The organism is Sphingobium xanthum (assembly GCF_019737615.1).
GTDB classification, from domain to species: Bacteria; Pseudomonadota; Alphaproteobacteria; order Sphingomonadales; family Sphingomonadaceae; genus Sphingobium; species Sphingobium xanthum.
The window spans coordinates 314,281-333,695 of record NZ_JAHKKS010000001.1; the positions used below are offsets into that span (position 1 = coordinate 314,281).

Consider the following 19,415-nt stretch of genomic DNA (forward strand, 5'->3'; position numbering starts at 1 on the left):
GATAAGAATGACCCTCAAACTCTACAGCTTTGGCCCCGGCGCCAATTCGCTGAAGCCGCTCGCCACGCTCTATGAGAAAGCGCTGCCGTTCGAGCCGGTCTTCGTCGATCCGGCCAAGTTCGAGCAGCATTCCGACTGGTTCAAGGCAATCAACCCGCGCGGTCAGGTGCCGGCGCTGTGGCATGACGGCAAGGTCATCACGGAATCGACGGTGATCTGCGAATATCTGGAGGACGTGTTCCCGGATGCCGGCAATTCGCTGCGTCCGGCCGATCCGTTCAAGCGCGCCGAGATGCGCGTGTGGACCAAGTGGGTCGATGAATATTTCTGCTGGTGCGTCTCCACGATTGGTTGGGCGTTCGGTATCAAGGCGATCGCCCAGAAGATGAGCGACAAGGAGTTCGAGGAACACATCGAGAAGAACGTGACGATCCCCGAGCAGCAGCTGAAGTGGCGCCGCGCCCGCAACGGCTTCCCGCAGGAGATGCTGGACGAGGAATTCCGCAAGGTCGGCGTGTCGGTCGCGCGGCTGGAGGAGACGCTTTCCAAGCAGGATTATCTGGTCGACAGTGGCTACAGCCTCGCCGACATCTGCAATTTCGCCATTGCCAATGGCCTGCAGCGACCCGGCGGCTTCTTCGGCGATTACGTGAGTCCGGAGAAGACTCCCGGCCTGTGCGCCTGGCTCGACCGCATTAACGAGCGCCCGGCGATCAAGGAGATGTTCGCCAAGGCTCAGCGCGAGGCGCTGCTCAAGGACGCGGACAAGAAGGTCGATGCGTAAGACATTTCACTGCTCCCCGGCACGGGGAGGGCGACCAGCCGCAGGCTGGTGGAGGGGCTCTGCGAGGCAGCGTTACGCCTGACGCCCCCTCCACCACCAGCTGCGCTGGCGGTCCCCCTCCCTTTGCACGGGAGGATCCTCAAGAACGGAAAGGCTGAGCCATGGCCAAGAACAACACCATCACCCTCTATGATCTGCAGCTCGAAAGCGGCTGCACGATCAGTCCCTATGTCTGGCGCACCAAATATGCGCTGGCGCACAAGGGCTTCGACATCGACATCGTGCCCGGCGGCTTCACCGGCATCGCCGAGCGCACCGGTGGCCGTTCGGAGCGCGTGCCCGTCATCGTCGATGATGGCGAGTGGGTGCTCGACAGCTGGGTGATCGCGGAATATCTCGACGAGAAATATCCCGACCGGCCGATGCTCTTCGAGGGGCCGACCCAGAAGAACCTCATGAAGTTCCTGGACAACTGGCTGTGGGCGACGGCGATCGGTCCGTGGTTCCGCTGCTACATCCTCGATTATCACGACCTCTCGCTGCCGCAGGACCGCGACTATGTCCGCTGGAGCCGCGAGCAGTGGTTCCTGGGCGGCCAGAAGCTGGAGGATGTGCAGGCCGGGCGCGAGGATCGCCTGCCGCTCGTCTCGCCGACGCTGGAGCCGCTGCGCAAGATCCTGAACGAGACCAAGTGGCTGGGCGGCGATACGCCGAACTTCGCCGACTATTCGGCGCTGGCCGTGTTCCTCTGGACCGCCTCGGTCGCGCGCACGCCGCCGCTGGTCGAGGATGATCCGCTGCGCGACTGGCTGGATCGCGGCTTCGATCTGTTCGGCGGCCTTGGCCGGCATCCCGGCATGAACCCGCTGTTCGGCCTCAAGCTGCGCGAGGGCGATCCCGAGCCGTTCGCCAGGCAGACCGGCCCCGCCGGCGCGGGCGGCCAGCGGGTCAATACCGGCCCGCAGGCGACGAAGATGCCGGAGCGCGTGGACGCCAAGGCGGAATAGCAAAGAATAGCCCCTCCTCTTCAGAGGAGGGGTAAGGGGTGGTGGCGATGCGCCAGCATCGCTCGCGTAGCGATCTCACGGCATCGTCCAGCACCACCCCAACCCCTCCTGAAGAGGAGGGCTAAGGCAAAGGACGACAGCATGCCTCAGGAACTGACCATCTATCATATCCCCGGCTGCCCCTTTTCGGAGCGGGTCGAGATCATGCTGGAGCTCAAGGGCCTGGCGATGAAGGATGTCGAGATCGACATCTCCAAGCCGCGCCCGGACTGGCTGCTCGCCAAGAGCGGCGGCACGACCGCGCTGCCCCTGCTCGATGTCGAGAATGGCGAGAGCCTCAAGGAGAGCATGGTCATCCTGCGCTATCTGGAGCAGCGCTATCCCGAGCCGGCCGTGCAGCATAGCGACCCGTACAAGCATGCGGTCGAGGGCATGCTGGCGGAGCTGTCCGGGCTGTTCTCGGGCGCGGGCTATCGCATGATCCTCAATCGCGACGAGACCAAGCGCGACGAGATGCGCGCGGCGGTCGATGCCGAATTTGGCAAGGTCGATACCTTCCTCAAGCGCTATGCGACGGGCAAGGATTTCCTGTTCGAGGATCGCTTCGGCTGGGCGGAAGTCGCCTTCACGCCGATGTTCAAGCGGCTCTGGTTCCTCGATTATTACGAGGGCTACGACGTGCCGGCCCAATATGACCGCGTGCTGCGCTGGCGCGAGGCCTGCTTGTCGCATCACGCCGCGCAATATCGCAGCAAGGAAGAGCTGCTGAAGCTGTACTACGACTACAGCCAGGGCGGCGGAAACGGACGCATTCCGGAAGGCCGCGCCATCTCGAGCTTCTCGCCGGATTTCGACTGGCGCACACGGCCGATGCCGCCTCGCGACAAATGGGGCCATGCCGCGACCGACGCGGAGCTTGGGTTGGCCCCGGCCGCCGCCTGATAAAAGCGGACAGTCCGGACCCGACGCCATTGCGGACATAGCGATGCCATGTCACTCTCGTGGCCTGCTGAGGGACTATAGGAAGAGCACTTGACGTTCCAACCTTTCGGACACCGTTTCGAAATCACCTCGGAACTTACTCCGACGGAGGCAAAGGCGGCAATTCGGTCGAAGAAGACAACAGTATTCGACGCCAAGAACGGCGCTCGCGGGTGGATCGTCGGGCCGTTCATATGCCTATGGTTCAGCGCTTTTGACCGGTACGGGCCAATGTTGTTTGGTCTCATCTCAGCCGACAATTCCGGCACTCGCGTGAAAGGCAGGACGGGGTCAGACCTAAACGGCGTAGTGACGTTCACGTTGTTGATCCCGATGATGGCTTGGCTGGTCTTCATGATGATTTCTGAAGGGCAAGCCTCATTTGGGCGGCTGTTAGTCATAGCGTTGCTGTTCCTCGTTGGTGGCCCAGTGGTCTATTGGTCTGCGCACAAACAGCGGAAGGATGCCGAACCGCTTGAGCGCTTCTTGCGCAAGAACCTCACCCCCTCCGCTGCTCGCCCTAAATCGACGGGAGGCGGTCTCGATATTCGAGAGGGATTTCGACTGATTTTGAACGGTGACCATCTTGATACCCCAGTAACGCAGGAGGCCGCCCAAAGCGCGTTAATGCGTGTAGGGAATGGAGATTTTTTGATAATTGAGACCGGATCACAGAATTACATTCAAACAGCTTGCCGAGATGCGGAATATGTTCTTGAGGTTCGCAAGGGTAGGCCGGATAAACATTACAGAGCAGTTCGGAATGACTCTGCGGCAACTGGTCACTCTGTCTTAGATGATACCTTCACCTATGAGGAAGTGGGTGCGACATTGGCTTCGCACCTATCTGGCTTTCCCCTTCCACGTTTTCTGCGATTGGAGCCAATCGACGCACGGTGAAGGTCCGCTCATCACCCCATTTCACACGCTCTGCCCCACACCACGATGTCCGAAAGCCGGCGCGAGATTGGCCCAATTCACTGGTTCCCAACTTGTGCAATTTCACGCCAGACGGCATAATCGGGCGGCTCGGACATCACGAAAACAAATCTCTTCAAAACGGAAAGGGGCCCGGCGAGCAGATCGCCGGACCCCTCTTCACTGGGGCTCGCCCGATGATCGATCAGGCGAAGGCGACTTTGGCGCGCGCGCGGCGCATCGCGTAACCGGCGGCCCCGAGACCGGCGATCATCATGCCCCAGGTCGCCGGCTCCGGTATGGCCGGGGTCGGCGAAAAGACGCGGATCACGAACTGCGCCGCGTCATCGTTGCCCGGCACGGCTTCCAGGAATCCGGAGCCGCGCAGGCCGTTGCTGAAATCGACATAGACGGCGGAGCCGATCAGCTCATTGCCGAAGATCGTCGCTGTCGAGGGCGAATCCACGTCGATGTTCCAGATGAAGCTCTCACCCGCGTCGAAGTCGTTGAAGGTGAAGGCGATGCTCGTGGCGCCATCGGCAAAGACGCCCGGACCGGTATAGCCCGTCGTGACGTCGGTGCCGCCGACCGGCGCGAAAGCCGTCGAATTGTCGATGCCGAAGCCGCCGTTGACGGTATCGAAGCCGAACGGCGCGATCAGCGTGATCCCGAAGCCGACGACCGTCTCACCGGCGTCGCTATTGTTCGTGATCGAATAGGGCTGGCTGAATGTGTCGCCGTCGATGATGAAGAACAGGCTGCCCGTGGCGTTGGCCGGGACCGACGAAAGGGCAAAGGCGGTAGCCGCCGCGAGGGCGGTCGCTTTCAAAGTGCGCATCCTTAACTCCCACGTGTCTGGTTCTGTTTCGATGCGACCGACTTTTCTGGTTTCGTTAACCATATTCCCGCGCCGGGCGATCGTCGCCGTCCGCGAGACGAGCCGTTGCTTTTCACCGGTGACGTAACGGCAATTCGGACAGACTGTCGCTCCACGGCAACGGCATGCGGCGTCGTGTGTTTCCACACCCCAACAGACCTTGCATTGGTGCCGCTACGCCGCGTAGCCATGGCGGCGCGCGGTCGGCAAATCGTCCGATCGATATGGAGGAGGGATTTGTGGGAGGCCGCGTTGCCCTGATCGCCGCATTGGCGATATCGCTGTCGGCGCAAGCCGCATATGCACAGCAGACGGATGCCAACGGTCGGCTCGTTTATGAGGCTGCGTTCTTCCAGCCCTTTTCGCCCGCCAACGCCTTGCAGATCGTCGAGCGCGTGCCGGGTTTCACCTTCGATGAAGGCGACGATGAGGTGCGCGGCTTCAGCCAGGCCGCGGGCAATGTCGTGATCAACGGCCAGCGCCCGAGTTCGAAGAGCGAGACGCTGGAAACCGTGCTGACGCGCATCCCCGCCTCCAGCGTGCTGCGTGTCGAGCTTGCCTCGGGCGAGCAGTTCGGGTCCGACTATGCCGGCAAGCCGCAGGTCGTGAACATCGTCCTGTCCGGTGCCGGCGGACTCGCCGGCACGGCCGAGGCGACCTTGTACCGCGAGTTCACCGGAGCGATCGTCCCGGAAGGCAGCGCGTCCGCGCTCATCCGGCGAGGCCCGTCCACCTTTAACGTGGCTGTCAATCTGCGCGCGAACGCGACCACGGAGAACGGCACCGACCGGCTGACCGATCTGCCGGGTGGTGCGGAGCGAGAGCTGCGCATCAAGATGAACCGGATCAAGGAACCCTATGCCACCGGCTCGGTGAGCTGGGCGCTGGAGGACGGCAACAATCGCAGTGCGCATCTCAATGCGAGCTACGGCGCCGGCGCGTTCATCCTCAACCAGACCAGTCATGTGATCCCGCGCGGCGCGCCCGAGCGCGACGACACGCTCTACAACAATTATTACGCCCGCACGATCGAACTGGGCGGCGACGTCACGCGCCCGCTCGCCGGCGGCGGCATCAAGCTGGTCGGACTCATCACGCGCCGCAAGCGCGATCGCGACGACATCGCGACGCTGATGACGACGACCGGAACCGCGCTCGGCGGCGTCTCGCAGAACCAGAAGGACTGGCGCGAGGAGAGTGTCGCGCGGCTTAGCTGGACGCATCCCAAGCTTGCCGGCTGGACCGTCGAGTTCGGCGCGGAAGGCGCGCTCAACCGGCTGGAGAGCAAGGTCAATCTCGTGCAGACCGACGGCGCGGGCAACAAGACCGCAGTCGATCTGCCGATCGACGATGCCGTGGTGAAGGAATATCGCGGCGAGGTCTTCGCCAATGCCGGGCGCGCGCTGACGCGCGGCATCCGGCTCGATCTGGGCGTCACTTACGAGGCCTCGCGCCTTACCGTCACGGGCGACGCGCAGGCGAAGCGCTCGCTGCAGTTCCTAAAGCCCAAGGCGACGATCGACTGGCGGTCGGGCGTCTGGCACGGTCAGTTCACGGCCCAGCGCACGGTCGCGCAGCTCGCTTTCGAGGATTTCATCAGCGGTGCCGATCTTGGCAGCGACCGGGTCAATGGCGGCAACGCCGAGCTGCTGCCGCAGCGTGCGTGGGAATTTCTCGCCAGCGTCGATCGCCCGGTGCTGGGCGATGGCCGCGTCAAGCTGGACGTCGGCTATAATGCCGTCTCTCTCGTGCAGGACCGCGTCCCGACGCCGCAGGGTTTCGATGCGCCGGGCAATCTCGGCAGCGGCACGGAGTTCATCGTGCGCGGCAATCTCGATCTGCCGCTCGGCACCGTGGGCGTGACCGGCGGGCGACTCAGCCTCTACGGGTCCTATGTCGAGACGTCCGTGCGGGACCCCTATACGCTCCGGAAGCGGCCCTTCTCGGGCAATTCGCTGTTCTATTTCACGGCGAACTTCCGTCAGGATCTCGGCCGCTTCGCCTGGGGCCTCGAACTGGAGGGCAACACCTCGTATACGAACTATCGCCGTGACGAGACGGATGAGCTCGTCGGCCTCATGCCGCAGCTCGACGCTTTCGTTGAATATCGCCCCACGTCGAAATGGACGGTCGTGCTGGGGGCGCGCAACCTGACGGACGCGGCCGTCAGTCGCGGGCGCGACTTCTACACGCCGGATCGCCGGTCGCCGGACCCGGTGATCCACGAGGACCGCCTCCGCAGCACCCATGTGCTCGGTTACATCACGGTGAAGCACAGCTTCGGATAGGCTATCTCGCGTTTCGGTCGACATGGGGCGAACACGGGGACAACCCGCGTGCTTCCTGGCCGACAGCCGTGCTGAGCCCTCTGAAGGGAAGGAGTTCACGCGATAGTCCGTCGGATTCGGCGGCGCTTCTCAGGCGGTCGCGGCGCGCGCCTTATGGCGGCCGCGCAAAGCTCCGCCGACGAACGCCAAACCGCCGATCATCATCGCCCAGCTCGCCGGCTCGGGTACAGCCGTCGGCACGGCGACGAGCGCGACATTATCGAGGCCGGGCGCGCCGCGCGCGCTCGAGCCGCTGTTGCCGGAAAAGACGACGCTGACCTGTCCGGAAACCGGCACCACTGCGCTCAGGAAATATTGCGTCCACTGGCTGGTCGTCGCGCCAGGATTATAGGGATAATCGATGCTCTTGTTGGCCAGCACGGCCATGTTGGCGGCGTCCACCAGATAGGCGGTCAGATTGCCCGAGCTGTTCTGCGCCCAGCTGCCACTCCAGAAGCTGAGCTTCAGCAACGATCCCCCCGTCAGACCGGAAACGGTCTGGCGGATGGCACCGGTCGGGCTCGCTCCATTCATGTCGAGATAGCGATCGCCGTCCTGGGGTCCCAGCAACTGTGCGAAGCCCGCGCCCGTCTGATGATAGCCGCTGCCGAGAATGTCCGGCGTTTCCCAGCCTGGAGAGGACGACCAGCTGGTCGGCAGGCCGCCGCGATTATAGCCCTGAACATTGAGGGCCGGGCCCTGCTCGAAGCTGCCGTTGGTCAGCAGCGAAGCCGCCGAGGCAGGCATGCTCATTGCCGTCGCGGCCAGCATCGCCACATTCCCCAAAATAGTGCGCATTTTTCATTCCTCCCACATGAGCTGGCAGGAGGAAGAGCGAGGCGGACCGCGACGTCAACGCGGTGAAGACATTCTTCATCTTCCTAACGGCAACTGTCATCTTTGCCGTTCCGATGCGGCACAGATCGGGATTTTCGAGCCGATGGCCGGAGCAAATCAACGGCCCCGGCTACGAGTGCAGGCTCTTTCGCAACCTCGCCCGACTCAGCCATGTCCCGTTCACCCGCGCCACGCCATGGTCCAGATACGGCCACAATCATTGCCTAGCGGACCAGTGTGAAAATGACTACATACGCCCCCGCTGCGGGGGCAAGCGACTGTTTGAAGCTGCTGATCGGGAATGACTGTATGGATAAAGGCGGGGAATTGGTCGCGCCCGGCAGCGATGCCCCCAATGCAGCGGCGGCTGCCGGCGCCAGCGTCGGCCGGTTCATCGATCCCAAGCCGCTGGTCGAGAAAAGCCGAAACTGGCCGAGCTATTTCGGTCCGGCTGTGTCGATTCTGCTACTGGCGGGAGCGGTCTGGCAGCTGCGCGACATGGACTTCAGCAAGGTCGGCGATCTCATGCCGACCTCGCTCTTGTTCTGGCTGGTCTTCCTCTTCAGCTATTTTCAGGCGCCGCTCACGGACTGGATCATGTTCCGCCGGCTCTGGCAGCTTCCCTTTTCCGGCATGGGCGCGCTGCTGCGCAAATATGTCAGCAACGAGATCCTGCTGGGTTACCTGGGCGAGGTCTATTTCTATGCCTGGGCCAAGCGGCATGTGACCAGCATTGCCTCGCCGTTCGGCGCGATCAAGGATGTGACGATCCTTTCCGCGCTCACCGGCAACATCTCGACGATCCTGATGGTCGTGCTCGCCGCGCCGATGATCGGCCAGCTCAATCTCGGCATCTCGAGCAACACCTTCGCCTGGTCGATCGCCTTCGTGATGGGCACCTCGATCCTGTTCCTGCTGCTGCGCCGCCAATTGTTCACGCTGCCCGCGAGCGATCTCTGGTTCGTCGCCAATGTCCATTTCGTGCGCATCTTCTCCTATGCGCTGCTGAGCGGCCTGCTCTGGCACCTGATCCTGCCGGGCATCAGCTTCACCTACTGGCTGTTGCTGGCGACCATGCGGCAATTGCTCTCGCGCCTGCCGTTCCTGCCCAACAAGGACGTGATTTTCGTCAGTCTCGCAACTTTCTTCGTCGGCCGTGACACCGAGGTGTCACATGCCATGCTCCTGCTCGCCACCTTGACGGTGGCAGCTCACTTCGTGATCGGTCTCGTGTTCGGCGTGACCGGTCTCATCAGGGAGAAATCCAGCTGATGTCCATGACCATGCTTCTCGCTCTGGCCGCTGCCGCCGGAACGGTGAAGGCCATTCCTTCCACGCCCGATCTCGGCACTGCCGAGGGTCGCTGCCGCCCCAATGAGAGCGGGCCGTCCTTTCTCATCAACCTTGTCGGTCTCAAGGACCGTCAGGGCCGGGTGAAGGTCGAGCTCTATCCGCCCAATGACGAGGATTTCCTGCAGGACGACAACAAGCTCGTCGCTGCCGGCAAGACGTTCCGCCGGGTGGAGATGGACGTGCCGGCGACCGGCCCCGTCGTCCTGTGCGTGCGCGCGCCCTCGGCCGGAACCTGGACCTTGAGCCTGCTCCATGACCGCGATGCCAATCGTAAGTTCGGCTTGTCGACCGATGGCGTCGGCTTCCCGACCGATCCCAAGCTCGGCTGGTCCAAGCCCAAATGGCGCAGCGCCGCCGCGGTCGCGGGCAACGGGCCGACGCGGATTAACGTCACCATGCAATATCGCAGGGGCCTCTTCAGCTTCGGTCCCGTCAACCGATAGAGATCAAATCCTCCCCGGAACGGGGAGGGGGACCGCCAACCAGCCAGGTCGGTGGTGGAGGGGGTGGCCCGGCCGTGCGCTGTCGCAGACCCCCTCCGTCAGCCCTGCGGGCTGCCACCTCTCCCACCGGGGAGGATTGTTCGGACTTCGCGCGGCGGAGAATGCGCATGCCTGGAAGCGGAACGATTCCCTCGGCTGCCGAAACGCGCTAGGGGTCGGGTCGTGACCTTCATGACCCGTTCCGTCTGACCCTGATGCGCATCGTCGATGTCTGCGCCTTCTATTCGCCCCATGGCGGCGGGGTGAAGACCTATGTCGAGCGCAAGCTGGCGGCAGCGCGCCCCGGACGGGAAGAGGTCATCATCCTCGCGCCCGGCAAAAGCGACGGCGTCATCCATGAGGCACCGGGCGGATCGATACGCACCGTCAAGGCGCCCTTCTTCCCGCTCGACCGGCGCTATCGCTACTTCCAGGACGAGCCCGCGCTGCATGCCGCGCTCGATGAGTTGCGGCCGGATTTCGTCGAATGCTCCTCGCCCTGGGGCAGCCCGTCCATGGTGGCGCGCTGGGAAGCCGATGTGCCGCGCGCGCTCATCATGCATGCCGATCCGCTCTCGGCCTATGCTTATCGCTGGTTCGGCCATGTCGCCTCGCGGGAGATGATCGACAAGGGCTTCGACTGGTTCTGGCGGCATCTGCGCAAGCTCGACGAAAGCTTCGAGCTGGTGATCAGCGCTAGCCCCAGCCTCAGCGCCCGGTTGATCGAGGGCGGTATGACCGGCGTGCATACGATCCCGATGGGCGTCGAGAAAGGCCTGTTCGATCCGGCCCGGCGCGATACCGATTTGCGTGCGCGGCTGCTCCAGCGATGCGGTCTCGGGCCGGAGGCGACCCTGCTCGTCGCGCTCGGCCGCCATGCGAGCGAGAAGCGCTGGCCGATGGTGTTCGATGCGGTCACGGCGGCCGCCTATCAGCGGCCGATTGGCCTCATCCTGTTCGGCGACGGGCGCGAGCGATCGCGCGTCGTGCGCGCCGCCGGCCTCAATCCGCATATCCATCTCGCCGCGCCCGTGACTGACCGACAGGACCTCGCGACCATCCTCGCCAGTGCCGATGCGTTGGTCCATGGCTGCGAGGCGGAGACATTCTGCATGGTCGCGGCGGAAGCCAAGGCCAGCGGCCTGCCGATCATCGTGCCGGACGAAGGCGGCGCCAGCGACCAGTTCGTCGAAGGGCAGGGCGCGCGCTACCGCGCACGCAGCGGCGCGGCGCTGGCCGCGGCGATTGCCGATTTTCTGGCGGGCGATCCGCAGGGCGCGCGCTGGCGCGCCACCGCGACGGCGGCGAGTGTCCCGACCATGGAAGCGCATTTCGAGAGCCTGTTCGACCTCTATGCCCGCCAGCAAGTGACGATCCCGCATGTCGCCGCCTGACCGCCTGCTGCTGACGTCCATCCACGACGTTGGCCCGCGTTCCGAAGCGCAGGTCGATGCCCTGCGCGATCATCTCGGTGCCCACGTCCCGGTCGAAAGCCTCGCCATGCTGGTCGTGCCCGATCATTGGGGCGAGGCGCCACTCAAGGCCGGCACGCCCTTCGCCGCGCGCCTGCGCGCCTGGGCGGAGGCGGGCAGCGAGATGTTCGTGCATGGCTGGTATCATCGCGACACCTCCGAGCATGAGAGCTTCGCCGCGCGCATGAAGGCGAAGCATATGACGGCGTCGGAAGGCGAGTTTCTCGGCCTCGACGAAGAGACCGCCTATCGCCGCATGACCGAAGGCCGCGCGCTGATCGAGGATATCATCGGCCGCCCGGTCACCGGCTTCATTGCCCCGGCGTGGCTCTACGGCCCCGGCGCCCATGCCGCCATGGCGCGCGCCGGCTTTGCCTTGGCCGAGGATCATTGGCGCATCTGGAAGCCGGCCGCACCCGATGCGCCGCTTGCCAAGGGACCGGTGCTCACCTGGGCCAGCCGCAGCAAGCCCCGCATCGCCTCATCCCTGTTCGCAGCCGCCGCGCTGCCGCCGCTGCTCCGCCGCATGCCCGTCGCCCGCATCGCCGTGCATCCCGGCGACACCGGCGTCCCCGCGCTCCTGCGCAGCATCAGCGGCGCGCTGGCCAAGGTTGCGCGTAGTCACCGGCCAGGGCGGTATGCGGAATTGCTGACCGGCGGCTGAGCCGTCGTGGCAAACATTGGGGGAAAGTGAAGATGTTCTCGTTCGTTATGTTTGCGTTGGTGACAGCTACGCCACCGGAGACCCACGTAGAAAACTGGGATGCGGCATATCATGATGGGCACTGCATAGTTCAACGGAATGGCAGCGTTTCCGCCGATGAGGTCGAGGTCACGTCGATCTCTTGGGACATCGTGTTCAATTATTTCAAGGTGACGATTTCTGCTCCTGTATCAGGCGTTGGATGGAAGACAATGGGAGAGCCAACTTACGAAGTTGCGAGCGAGCCCATGCGAGTTCCCAAGCCGAGCTTCACTTCGCGAAAGTTGTCGGGCAAGCGTTATGATGTGGAGGTCAGGCTTTCCCGGGATTGGGCGAAGTCTGTTTCCTTTAGTGGGCTTGGCCTAAAAACTGCCGATGGCCGAAGAGTGGTATCGCCCGACGGCCTCACCGATGGGCAAAATTTGCTGAACGCCTGTCGATCGCAATACCTTCAACAGCTGGATATCGATCCTGCAGAGGTCGGATATTCTTTCACTCGTGCTATCCCATCACCGAATCCCAAGATTTGGTTTGACGAAGCCGATTTGCCGCGCTCACGGAGCGATCGAGCGCTCTACCGGCCGTTCGTGATCTGGCGAGTTGACACCAATGGTCAGCCGTCACGTTGTAAGCTGGTTTCCAGTTCTGGAAAGGTCGAACTGGATGTCGCGATCTGCTCTTCCTTCATGAAGCGGGTTCGCTATTCAAAACCGGCGATAGACGCGAATGGTAACCCCATCGCAAGTTGGGACGGCCGCCGGATCGCGATCATCTACTGAGACGGAACGATGCTCTTCCTTTGCGAAATTGGCTGATTCGCAGATGGAACGCTGCCGGACTATCCTGATCGGCCAAAAACTTAGCCTGCCTAAAACGCCCGCGTAATCCCCACATCGACCGTTGCGCGGCGATAGTCGAACAAGGTGACCGACGAGATATTACGCTCATAGGCGAAGCGCAGCACGGGCGAGAAGCCGGCGACCTCGATCTGCCGAAAAGTCGCGCCGATGCCGCCGCGCAGAAACCATTCCTTGCGGCGCGTTCCCGTGAGCAGATAGGGCGCGTCGGATTCCAGCCGCCGCACCGTTGCGTTGGCGAAGAAGGTCATCCGTCCCGCCTCCCGCCAGCCCAGCAGGGTCGCGCCGCCTGACGTGGTCGCGAACTGCGGGTCTGCCGCCGTCTGCCGCTGGCCGCTCAGGCTGATGCCGACACCCGCTCGTGCATTGAGTGCCCGTTCGATGCTGGCGGTCAGGCCGAACAGGTCGCCGTCCTGCTGGGCGTTGCGCATATAATGTGTCCGCGCATAGGACAGGCCGATGTCGGACTGGGCGCGCTGCCCCAGCCGATGCGTCCAGCGCAGGTCTGCGCTCGTCGTGCGCGAATAAGCGTTGCCGCCATAGGTGCGCCAGGTCCGGCCCACCGAGGGAATGATCCGGTCGCCGCCCGACTGCCATTCGACGCCGATCAGCGCGCTGCCCGCAAGATCGTTGAACTGGCTCTTGCCGTAGAATGTGCCATCGCCAGAAACCCGCGGAACCAGCGTGAAATTGCCGCCGAGGCCGAGCCGGGCATAGATCTGACCAGTCAGGTGAAAACCGAGGCCCGATTGCTCGCGCGCATCGTCCGAGAGCGTGAACTCGCCGAGGGCCGTATCGAGCGTCTTGGAGCGCGTCGCGCGGTTCAGATTGGTATCAGGCGCGAAAGCGGCTTCGAAATTGCCGCCGAAGCTCTTGTTGGAGCGGAGCGCCGACGCGAAGCGATTCACGACCTGCTGCACCTCCGGCGGCAGGCCCGCCGCCTGCGCCTGGCGCAGCTGCTGCCGGGCGCGGCCCTCGTCGCCCATGGCGGCGAGCACGCGGGCCAGTTCCAGCCGGACGCGCGTCGCCTCCGGCTGCTCGTCGAGAATGGCGCGAAAAGCCAGCGCGGCGTCCTGATAGCGCTTCTGGTCCGAGAGCATCATGCCGAGCCGGAAGCGCGCCTCCGAGCGGATCTCCTGCGCGGCATCCTGCGTCAGCGCCCTGTAGATCGCCTCGGCATCGGCCAGGCGACCGGCCACGCGCGCCTGATCGGCAATGTCGAACAGCTGGGCGGCGCTCAGGCCGGTGAGGGCGGTGCCGTCGGACGACACCTGCGGCCCCGCCGACTCCTGGCCCAGCGCCGGCGCCGAGAGGGCGATGGCGAGGACAATGGTCAGGGGCGCCAGTCCGCCAAGCAGGCGGGCTCTGGTTGCCGGGCGGCGAATCATGGGACTTCCTAGCCGAGATGGCGGGGTCGGTTCAATTTCCCGTGCGTGTGCCCACGATGACGCCGGTCAGATAAGCCGCATTGGCGCCCGGGGCCGAGCCGCTATCGGTGTTCTCGGTCTGCATGCCGAAGCTGCCGCCGATTTCCGATGCGGTCGGGCCGTAGAGCGCGCCCTGGAAATAGCCCAGATAGGCATTGCTGCCGTTCACGATGTCGGCATTCAGGCCGGCATCGAGGTCGATCGCGCCGCGGGCGAAGGTGAAGCTGCCGAAATTGCGCGTCGATCCATCGGCGAGGCTCGTGCCGACCGGGCTGATCGATCCGGTGAAGCTGCTGTTGCCGAAATCGAGGGCGAAATTCGCGGTTCCGGCCAGCGAGTAGAGCGCGCCGCCGTTGAAGCGGTTCGCCGTGCCGCGGATGATGCCGACATAGGTGCCGGTGCCGCTGGGAATCTGGAAGCCGTTGGTGCGGATGCCATAGGTGAACCAGCGATCGAGCTTGTCGCTGCCCGCCGCCTGCAGCCGTTCCCAGTGGCCGAAGCTCGCATAAGTGAGTGCGATGGTCGAGTTGCCGCTGCCCGCCTTGTTGAGCGAGAGCTTGTAGGTGAGGCCGTCCATCGCGGTCATCCGATAGACGGCGAGCGCATCGGTCGTCTCGCCCGCGACCAGATTGGCCGGAGTGAAGCTCGTGTCGATGCTGCGCGCGCTGTCCACATAACGATAGCTCTGCGTGGAGGCAGCATAGCGAAGCTCGGCCTCGGCGCGCAGATCGTCGAAGCCCGTCGCGCTGTTGCCCGTGCCGAGATCGGTGAAGCCGACCTGGCTGAACTGATGCTCGAACAGGTCGTCATAGACCAGCGCCGTCAGCGTCGTGTTGAGGCCCGCGACGGTCGCGTCCTCGCGACCGATCAGATAGCCGGCCGCCGCTTCGCCATCCGCGCTGCGCAGATACCATGTGGCGCCGACTTCCTCGGCGTCGGGGCCGTAGAAGCGCCCGTCCCACCCGCCGGTGAAGCGCTTGCCGTCATCCATGAAGAAGGCGCCGGTGAAATCGTTCGTCGTGCTCGAAAGCGCGCCGGAGCCGAAATAGACGCCGATGCTCTTGATGAGCCCGGTCTCCACGTCGATGCTCGTGAGCACGCCGCTGCTGGTGAGCGATCCGCCCAGGAAATCGACCTGCATCGTGCCGCTGCCGGCCATCGCATAGGGGGCGTCCATTGCGCGGGCGCCGACCAGGCTCACGGCGTAAAGGCCGGTGCCGCTGCGCACGAGCGCATTGTCGGGCGTCTCGACGCCATAAGTGAAGGGGTCATAGCTGAAGTCGAGCTGATCGCCGGAGATCGTGGCGCGCTCCCAGGCGCCGCCGGATACATAGCGATAGGTGAGCGCGCCGCTCGTGCCCGGCCGCGTCATGGTGAGCGCTTCGCTGGTCGCGCCGATCTTCTCGTAGCTGACGAAATCCGGTGAACCGGAGCCGACGAGATCCGCCGGCGCGAACGTTGCGGTGCGGCCCGCAGTCGTGATCGTGTAGCTCTGCGTGCCGGCATCATAGGCGATGGTGAGCGCGCCGGCGCCCGCCGTGCCATTCTCCACCGGACGCTCGTCGTCATAGAAGCGGCCGGAGGCATTGGCACCGTTGCTGGTGAACGTCTCGGTCTGGAGCGTTCCCATCAGGCTGCTGTTCGGACCGGTGACGTTCGGCGTGATCGGTGTTGGTGTCGGTGTCGGGGTAGGCGTGGGCGTCGGGGTTGGCGTGGGCGTCGGCGTCGGAGTTGGCGTTGGCGTTGGCGTTGGCGTTGGCGTTGGCGTTGGTGTCGGTGTCGGTGTCGGGGTCGGGGTGGGCGTCGGTGTCGGTGTCGGGGTTGGCGTGGGCGTCGGCGTCGGAGTCGGCGTCGGCGTCGGAGTAGGAGTAGGAGTAGGAGTAGGAGTAGGAGTAGGAGTAGGAGTAGGAGTAGGAGTAGGAGTAGGAGTAGGAGTAGGAGTGGGCGATCCGGCCGGTGTCGGCGTCGAGCCTACACCGCCTCCGCCGCCGCCACCGCAAGCGGTGGTGCTAAGCAGGAGGAAAAGGGTGGGGGCGGCCCAATGCCTGTTGCGAACCATGGTCTCGGAAACTCCGGATTTGCGGGCGCACGCCGGTGCGCTGTCGATCCGAACCCTGCCCACATCATGCTTTAGGAAAAGTTACCGCGCCCCATTTTCCACCCGTCCGAGACGTCGCCGCACGCCGAGCCGAGTGAGATCAGGCCATGAAATGCATGCGTGCCTGTCCCGGAACGGCGCAGCTTTCCGTTAACCTTGTTTTAACCTTTTCAATTCGTTAACGCCCCGGTAACTCTTGCGGTCATGAAACGAACATTGGTCCTGACGCATGAGGAAGCCCGGCATCCGTTCCGGCGCAGTCTCGCCCGCCACGTCTTCGTCGACGCGGCGAAGGAGCCGGCCCCGCGCGCCGCGCGGTCGGACGATCAGGACTGGAAGCTCTTCCTGTTGAGCTTTGCGGCTTTCTTCACGGTGGCTTACACGTTCATCGCCTGAGCGAGCGCACCGGCGTCGTCAGGCGTGATCTGATGCCCGGAACTTACCGAAATCGAAGAGGTTTGACGGTCAGCCCACCCGTTCCTGCTGCGGGCGGGAGACATGGCCTTCCTTCTCGCAGGCGCGCTGCAGCTTGATGGCGAGCAAGGCGCAGACGAAACACATGCCGCAAACGATCAGCAGCGCATGCTGCGTGCTGAGCCCGGCGCCGGTCGCCGCCAGGATCACACCCGCGCCGAACACCATCGCGCCCGAATTGACGACATTGTTGGCCGCCACGGTCCGCGCCGTCTCGTCCTTGCGGACGGTGGTGGTGAGAAAAGCATAGAGCGGCACGACGAACATGCCACCGAACACGGCGATGCCGAACAGGGCGAAGAGGATGCGCCAGCTGTGCGGCGCCGCCAGGAAGTCCGAGACGGTGTAGAGCGCGCCGGCCGGCGCCTGTGTCCACCCTTCCGAGACGAACTGGAAGAACCAGACGAAGGCGGCCATCATGATCACCGAGATGGGCGCATAGCGCGCCGAGACATGGCCCTGCAGCAGCCGGTTGATCGCGACCGAGCCGACCGCGACGCCGACCGAGAAGATCGCGAGGAACATGCTCGCCACTTCCTTGCTGGCCGTGAAATCGTTCTTCACCATCGGCGGGAAGATGATGATCAGCACCGTCGCGACCATCCAGAAGAAGCTGATCGACATGATCGCCAGGAACAGCCGGCGGATGTGCATCGTGGCATAGATCAGGCGCCAGGAAGCGCGGAACGGGTTGTAATCGAGTACCAGCGGCGGACCGACGCGCGGCGCGGGCGGTACCATGCGGCCGGAGAAATAGCCGATGACGGCGATGACGAGCACGGCGATCGCGGCCGTCGCCGGATTGATCCAGCCGGCGACGATCGTGCCGGCAAGGATTGCGATATAGGTGCCCGCCTCGACCAGCCCCGTGCCGCCGAGCACATGGTCGGGCTCCAGATGCTGCGGCAGGATGGCGTATTTGATCGGGCCGAAAAAGGTCGAGTGGACGCCCATGGCCGCCACCGCAACCAGCATGAGGCCGACGCCGATCATCGGATAGCTCTGCGACATCAGCAGCCCGGCCGCGCCGAACACCATGATCACGATCTCGGCGAGCTTTACGACGCGGATGATGCGCGCCTTGTCGATATTGTCGGCCAGCTGTCCCGAAAGCGCCGAGAGCAGGAAGAAGGGCAGAATGAACAGGCCCGTCGCGATGGCGTTGAAATAGCTCTCCTGCTGCGGATCCTGAAACACGACATAAGTCGCGAACAGGATCATCGCCGTCTTGAACAGATTGTCGTTAAAAGCGCCGAGAAACTGTGTGACGAAGAGTGGGAGAAACTTCCGGTGCGCCAGTAATCGCAGGGATGCCTGCATAAGTGCATCAACTCTTGTGGCGCGGCTGTCCATGCGCCGCGCGGGCCTTCTAGCCGTGAAATGAGTCAGAGAAAAGACGGCATCGTTGCGGCATTCGTCCCGGTTTCAGCCTCTTGTCTGCCCGCCCGGCCTGTGGCAGGCCAATCCTCGCCGTGTTGATGCTCCTGCCCAATATCCTGACGCTCTCCCGCATTCTCGCGGTGCCGCTGCTCGTGGCGCTGCTCTGGCCGGCCGAGACCGGGCATGAATGGCGCCTCGGCTATCTGCTGGCCTTCGCGCTCTATTGCCTGATGGGCATCACCGATTATTTCGACGGCTATCTGGCCCGCGCGCAGGGCACCGTTTCCCGGCTCGGGGTCTTCCTCGATCCGATTGCCGACAAGATCATGATCGGTGCGGTGATCCTCATCCTGTGCTCCACGGGGGATATTCAGGGCCAGCATATCGTGCCCGCGCTCGTCATCCTTCTGCGCGAGATCGCGGTTTCGGGTCTGCGCGAGTTTCTCGCCGGCCTGCGCATCTCCGTGCCGGTCTCGCGTCTCGCCAAGTGGAAGACCGCTTTCCAGCTTATCTCATTGGGCGCGTTGATCCTGGCGGGCGGCGTGCCTCAATTCGCTTTCGTGAAGATCACCGGGCTGGTGACACTCTGGGCGGCGGCGGTCATCACGCTCATCACCGGCTGGGATTATCTGCGCGTCGGCCTCAAGCACATGAAGGCCTGAGCGATGGCGTCGCTCCGCATTCTCTACTTCGCCTGGGTGCGCGAGCGCATCGGGCAGGATGAGGAAGTGGTGGAGCGGCCCGCCGCTGGCGCGACCATCGCAAGCCTGCTCGATACGCTCGGCGCGGCCGATGAGGCGCACGCTGCCGCCTTTGCCGAGCGGTCGAGGTTGCGCGCGGCACTCGATCAGCGCTTCGTGCCGCTCGATACCGAGATCGGCGAGGCGAGCGAGCTGGCGATCTTCCCGCCGGTCACGGGCGGCTGACATGCCCGCCGTGCTGAGCGTGCGCGTCTCGACCGAGGATTTCGATCCCGGCGCGGAACTCGCCGCGCTGGAGGCGCTGCCCAGCGGCGCCGTGGCGAGCTTCACCGGCCTCGTGCGCAACGATGGCGGGCTGGAAGCGCTGCATCTCGATCATTATCCCGGCATGACGCAGCGCCAGATCGAGGAGATCGTCGCACAGGCGGCTGCGCGCTGGCCTCTGCTCGGCGTCACCGTCATTCACCGCCACGGTACGATGAAGGTCGGCGACCGCATCGTCTTCGTCGGCACGGTCTCCTCACACCGCGTCGCCGCGCTGGAAGCCTGCGCTTTCCTCATCGACTGGCTGAAGGTCTCGGCACCGTTCTGGAAACAGGAACTCCGCCGCGATGGCTCGCGGGGATGGGTCGAGGCGCAAGGTGCCGACGATGCGCGAGCGGAGAAGTGGCGCTAGGGCCGGCTGAGGACCTAAGCCGACCAATTGCGTGCGTGTGGTGCTCTGCTATTTCCGTGTA

General features: G+C 64.1%; 20 protein-coding genes. 14 read left to right on the top strand and 6 right to left on the bottom strand.

The annotated features are described in order from the left end of the window. The first annotated feature begins 7 nt into the window (after positions 1-7). The 4 genes from KM135_RS01560 (at position 8) to KM135_RS01575 (ending at position 3,672) form a co-directional block, all read left to right on the top strand. The gene (locus KM135_RS01560; protein ID WP_221712135.1) at positions 8-784 is read left to right on the top strand and encodes a glutathione S-transferase family protein; all 777 of its coding nucleotides are present in this window, start codon (positions 8-10) and stop codon (positions 782-784) included. Between the two features lie 161 nt (positions 785-945). Further along, positions 946-1,791 carry a beta-etherase gene (locus tag KM135_RS01565; RefSeq protein WP_221712136.1) on the top strand — a complete coding sequence of 282 codons (846 nt, stop codon included), beginning with the start codon at positions 946-948 and terminating at the stop codon, positions 1,789-1,791. Between the two features lie 141 nt (positions 1,792-1,932). Continuing rightward, positions 1,933-2,733 (top strand): glutathione S-transferase family protein, encoded by an 801-nt coding sequence (locus KM135_RS01570; protein WP_221712137.1) that lies wholly within the window; start codon positions 1,933-1,935, stop codon positions 2,731-2,733. Positions 2,734-2,823: 90 nt separating this feature from the next. Further along, entirely contained in the window at positions 2,824-3,672 is an 849-nt protein-coding gene (locus tag KM135_RS01575) for a hypothetical protein (RefSeq protein ID WP_221712138.1), read from the top strand. A 223-nt stretch (positions 3,673-3,895) separates the two neighbouring features. Here the strand turns inward: KM135_RS01575 and KM135_RS01580 are convergent, their stop codons facing one another. Further along, positions 3,896-4,528 carry a PEPxxWA-CTERM sorting domain-containing protein gene (locus tag KM135_RS01580; RefSeq protein WP_246605654.1) on the bottom strand — a complete coding sequence of 211 codons (633 nt, stop codon included), beginning with the start codon at positions 4,526-4,528 and terminating at the stop codon, positions 3,896-3,898. A gap of 278 nt (positions 4,529-4,806) precedes the next feature. Here KM135_RS01580 and KM135_RS01585 point away from each other — a divergent pair, with 278 nt between their 5' ends. Beyond that, positions 4,807-6,855: a TonB-dependent receptor gene (locus KM135_RS01585; RefSeq protein ID WP_221712140.1), complete on the top strand. Its 2,049-nt coding sequence runs from the start codon at positions 4,807-4,809 to the stop codon at positions 6,853-6,855. A gap of 129 nt (positions 6,856-6,984) precedes the next feature. Here the strand turns inward: KM135_RS01585 and KM135_RS01590 are convergent, their stop codons facing one another. Further along, positions 6,985-7,692, bottom strand: a complete 708-nt coding sequence (locus tag KM135_RS01590; RefSeq protein WP_221712141.1) for a PEPxxWA-CTERM sorting domain-containing protein — start codon at positions 7,690-7,692, stop codon at positions 6,985-6,987. Between the two features lie 348 nt (positions 7,693-8,040). On the opposite strand from KM135_RS01590, the gene KM135_RS01595 reads away from it, so the two are divergent. The 5 genes from KM135_RS01595 to KM135_RS01615 all read left to right on the top strand — a co-directional run bounded on the left by KM135_RS01595 (position 8,041) and on the right by KM135_RS01615 (position 12,520). Further along, positions 8,041-9,003 carry a hypothetical protein gene (locus KM135_RS01595; protein WP_221712142.1) on the top strand — a complete coding sequence of 321 codons (963 nt, stop codon included), beginning with the start codon at positions 8,041-8,043 and terminating at the stop codon, positions 9,001-9,003. After that, positions 9,003-9,527, top strand: coding sequence for a DUF2141 domain-containing protein (locus tag KM135_RS01600; protein ID WP_221712143.1), 525 nt, complete (start codon positions 9,003-9,005; stop codon positions 9,525-9,527). The genes KM135_RS01595 and KM135_RS01600 overlap by 1 nt, the downstream gene beginning before the upstream one ends. 254 nt (positions 9,528-9,781) lie before the next feature. Beyond that, on the top strand, positions 9,782-10,960 hold the full coding sequence (locus KM135_RS01605; protein ID WP_221712144.1) for a glycosyltransferase: 1,179 nt from the start codon (positions 9,782-9,784) through the stop codon (positions 10,958-10,960). Then, positions 10,947-11,702 carry a DUF2334 domain-containing protein gene (locus KM135_RS01610; RefSeq protein WP_221712145.1) on the top strand — a complete coding sequence of 252 codons (756 nt, stop codon included), beginning with the start codon at positions 10,947-10,949 and terminating at the stop codon, positions 11,700-11,702. The genes KM135_RS01605 and KM135_RS01610 overlap by 14 nt, the downstream gene beginning before the upstream one ends. Positions 11,703-11,734: 32 nt before the next feature. Then, the gene (locus KM135_RS01615; protein WP_221712146.1) at positions 11,735-12,520 is read left to right on the top strand and encodes a hypothetical protein; all 786 of its coding nucleotides are present in this window, start codon (positions 11,735-11,737) and stop codon (positions 12,518-12,520) included. Positions 12,521-12,609: 89 nt separating this feature from the next. Here KM135_RS01615 and KM135_RS01620 read toward each other — a convergent pair whose 3' ends face one another. Genes KM135_RS01620 through KM135_RS01630 form a run of 3 tightly spaced genes read right to left on the bottom strand, consistent with a single transcriptional unit; the run spans position 12,610 to position 16,025 of the window. After that, positions 12,610-13,986: a surface lipoprotein assembly modifier gene (locus KM135_RS01620; protein WP_221712147.1), complete on the bottom strand. Its 1,377-nt coding sequence runs from the start codon at positions 13,984-13,986 to the stop codon at positions 12,610-12,612. Between the two features lie 31 nt (positions 13,987-14,017). Then, entirely contained in the window at positions 14,018-15,655 is a 1,638-nt protein-coding gene (locus KM135_RS01625) for a transferrin-binding protein-like solute binding protein (RefSeq protein ID WP_221712148.1), read from the bottom strand. Next, positions 15,591-16,025, bottom strand: coding sequence for a hypothetical protein (locus tag KM135_RS01630; protein WP_221712149.1), 435 nt, complete (start codon positions 16,023-16,025; stop codon positions 15,591-15,593). The genes KM135_RS01625 and KM135_RS01630 overlap by 65 nt, the downstream gene beginning before the upstream one ends. 302 nt (positions 16,026-16,327) lie before the next feature. Between KM135_RS01630 and KM135_RS01635 the strand changes: the two genes are divergently transcribed. After that, positions 16,328-16,519, top strand: a complete 192-nt coding sequence (locus tag KM135_RS01635) for a hypothetical protein (RefSeq protein WP_221712150.1) — start codon at positions 16,328-16,330, stop codon at positions 16,517-16,519. Positions 16,520-16,588: 69 nt separating this feature from the next. Here the strand turns inward: KM135_RS01635 and KM135_RS01640 are convergent, their stop codons facing one another. Beyond that, positions 16,589-17,917: an MFS transporter gene (locus tag KM135_RS01640; protein WP_221712151.1), complete on the bottom strand. Its 1,329-nt coding sequence runs from the start codon at positions 17,915-17,917 to the stop codon at positions 16,589-16,591. Positions 17,918-18,072: 155 nt separating this feature from the next. On the opposite strand from KM135_RS01640, the gene pgsA reads away from it, so the two are divergent. Genes pgsA through KM135_RS01655 form a run of 3 tightly spaced genes read left to right on the top strand, consistent with a single transcriptional unit; the run spans position 18,073 to position 19,354 of the window. Further along, on the top strand, positions 18,073-18,639 hold the full coding sequence (gene pgsA / locus KM135_RS01645; RefSeq protein WP_221712514.1) for a CDP-diacylglycerol--glycerol-3-phosphate 3-phosphatidyltransferase: 567 nt from the start codon (positions 18,073-18,075) through the stop codon (positions 18,637-18,639). Between the two features lie 3 nt (positions 18,640-18,642). Then, positions 18,643-18,903 (top strand): MoaD/ThiS family protein, encoded by a 261-nt coding sequence (locus KM135_RS01650; protein WP_221712152.1) that lies wholly within the window; start codon positions 18,643-18,645, stop codon positions 18,901-18,903. Between the two features lies 1 nt (position 18,904). After that, a complete protein-coding gene (locus KM135_RS01655) occupies positions 18,905-19,354 on the top strand; it encodes a molybdenum cofactor biosynthesis protein MoaE (RefSeq protein ID WP_221712153.1) in 450 nt (149 codons plus the stop codon). The last annotated feature ends 61 nt before the right edge of the window (positions 19,355-19,415 follow it).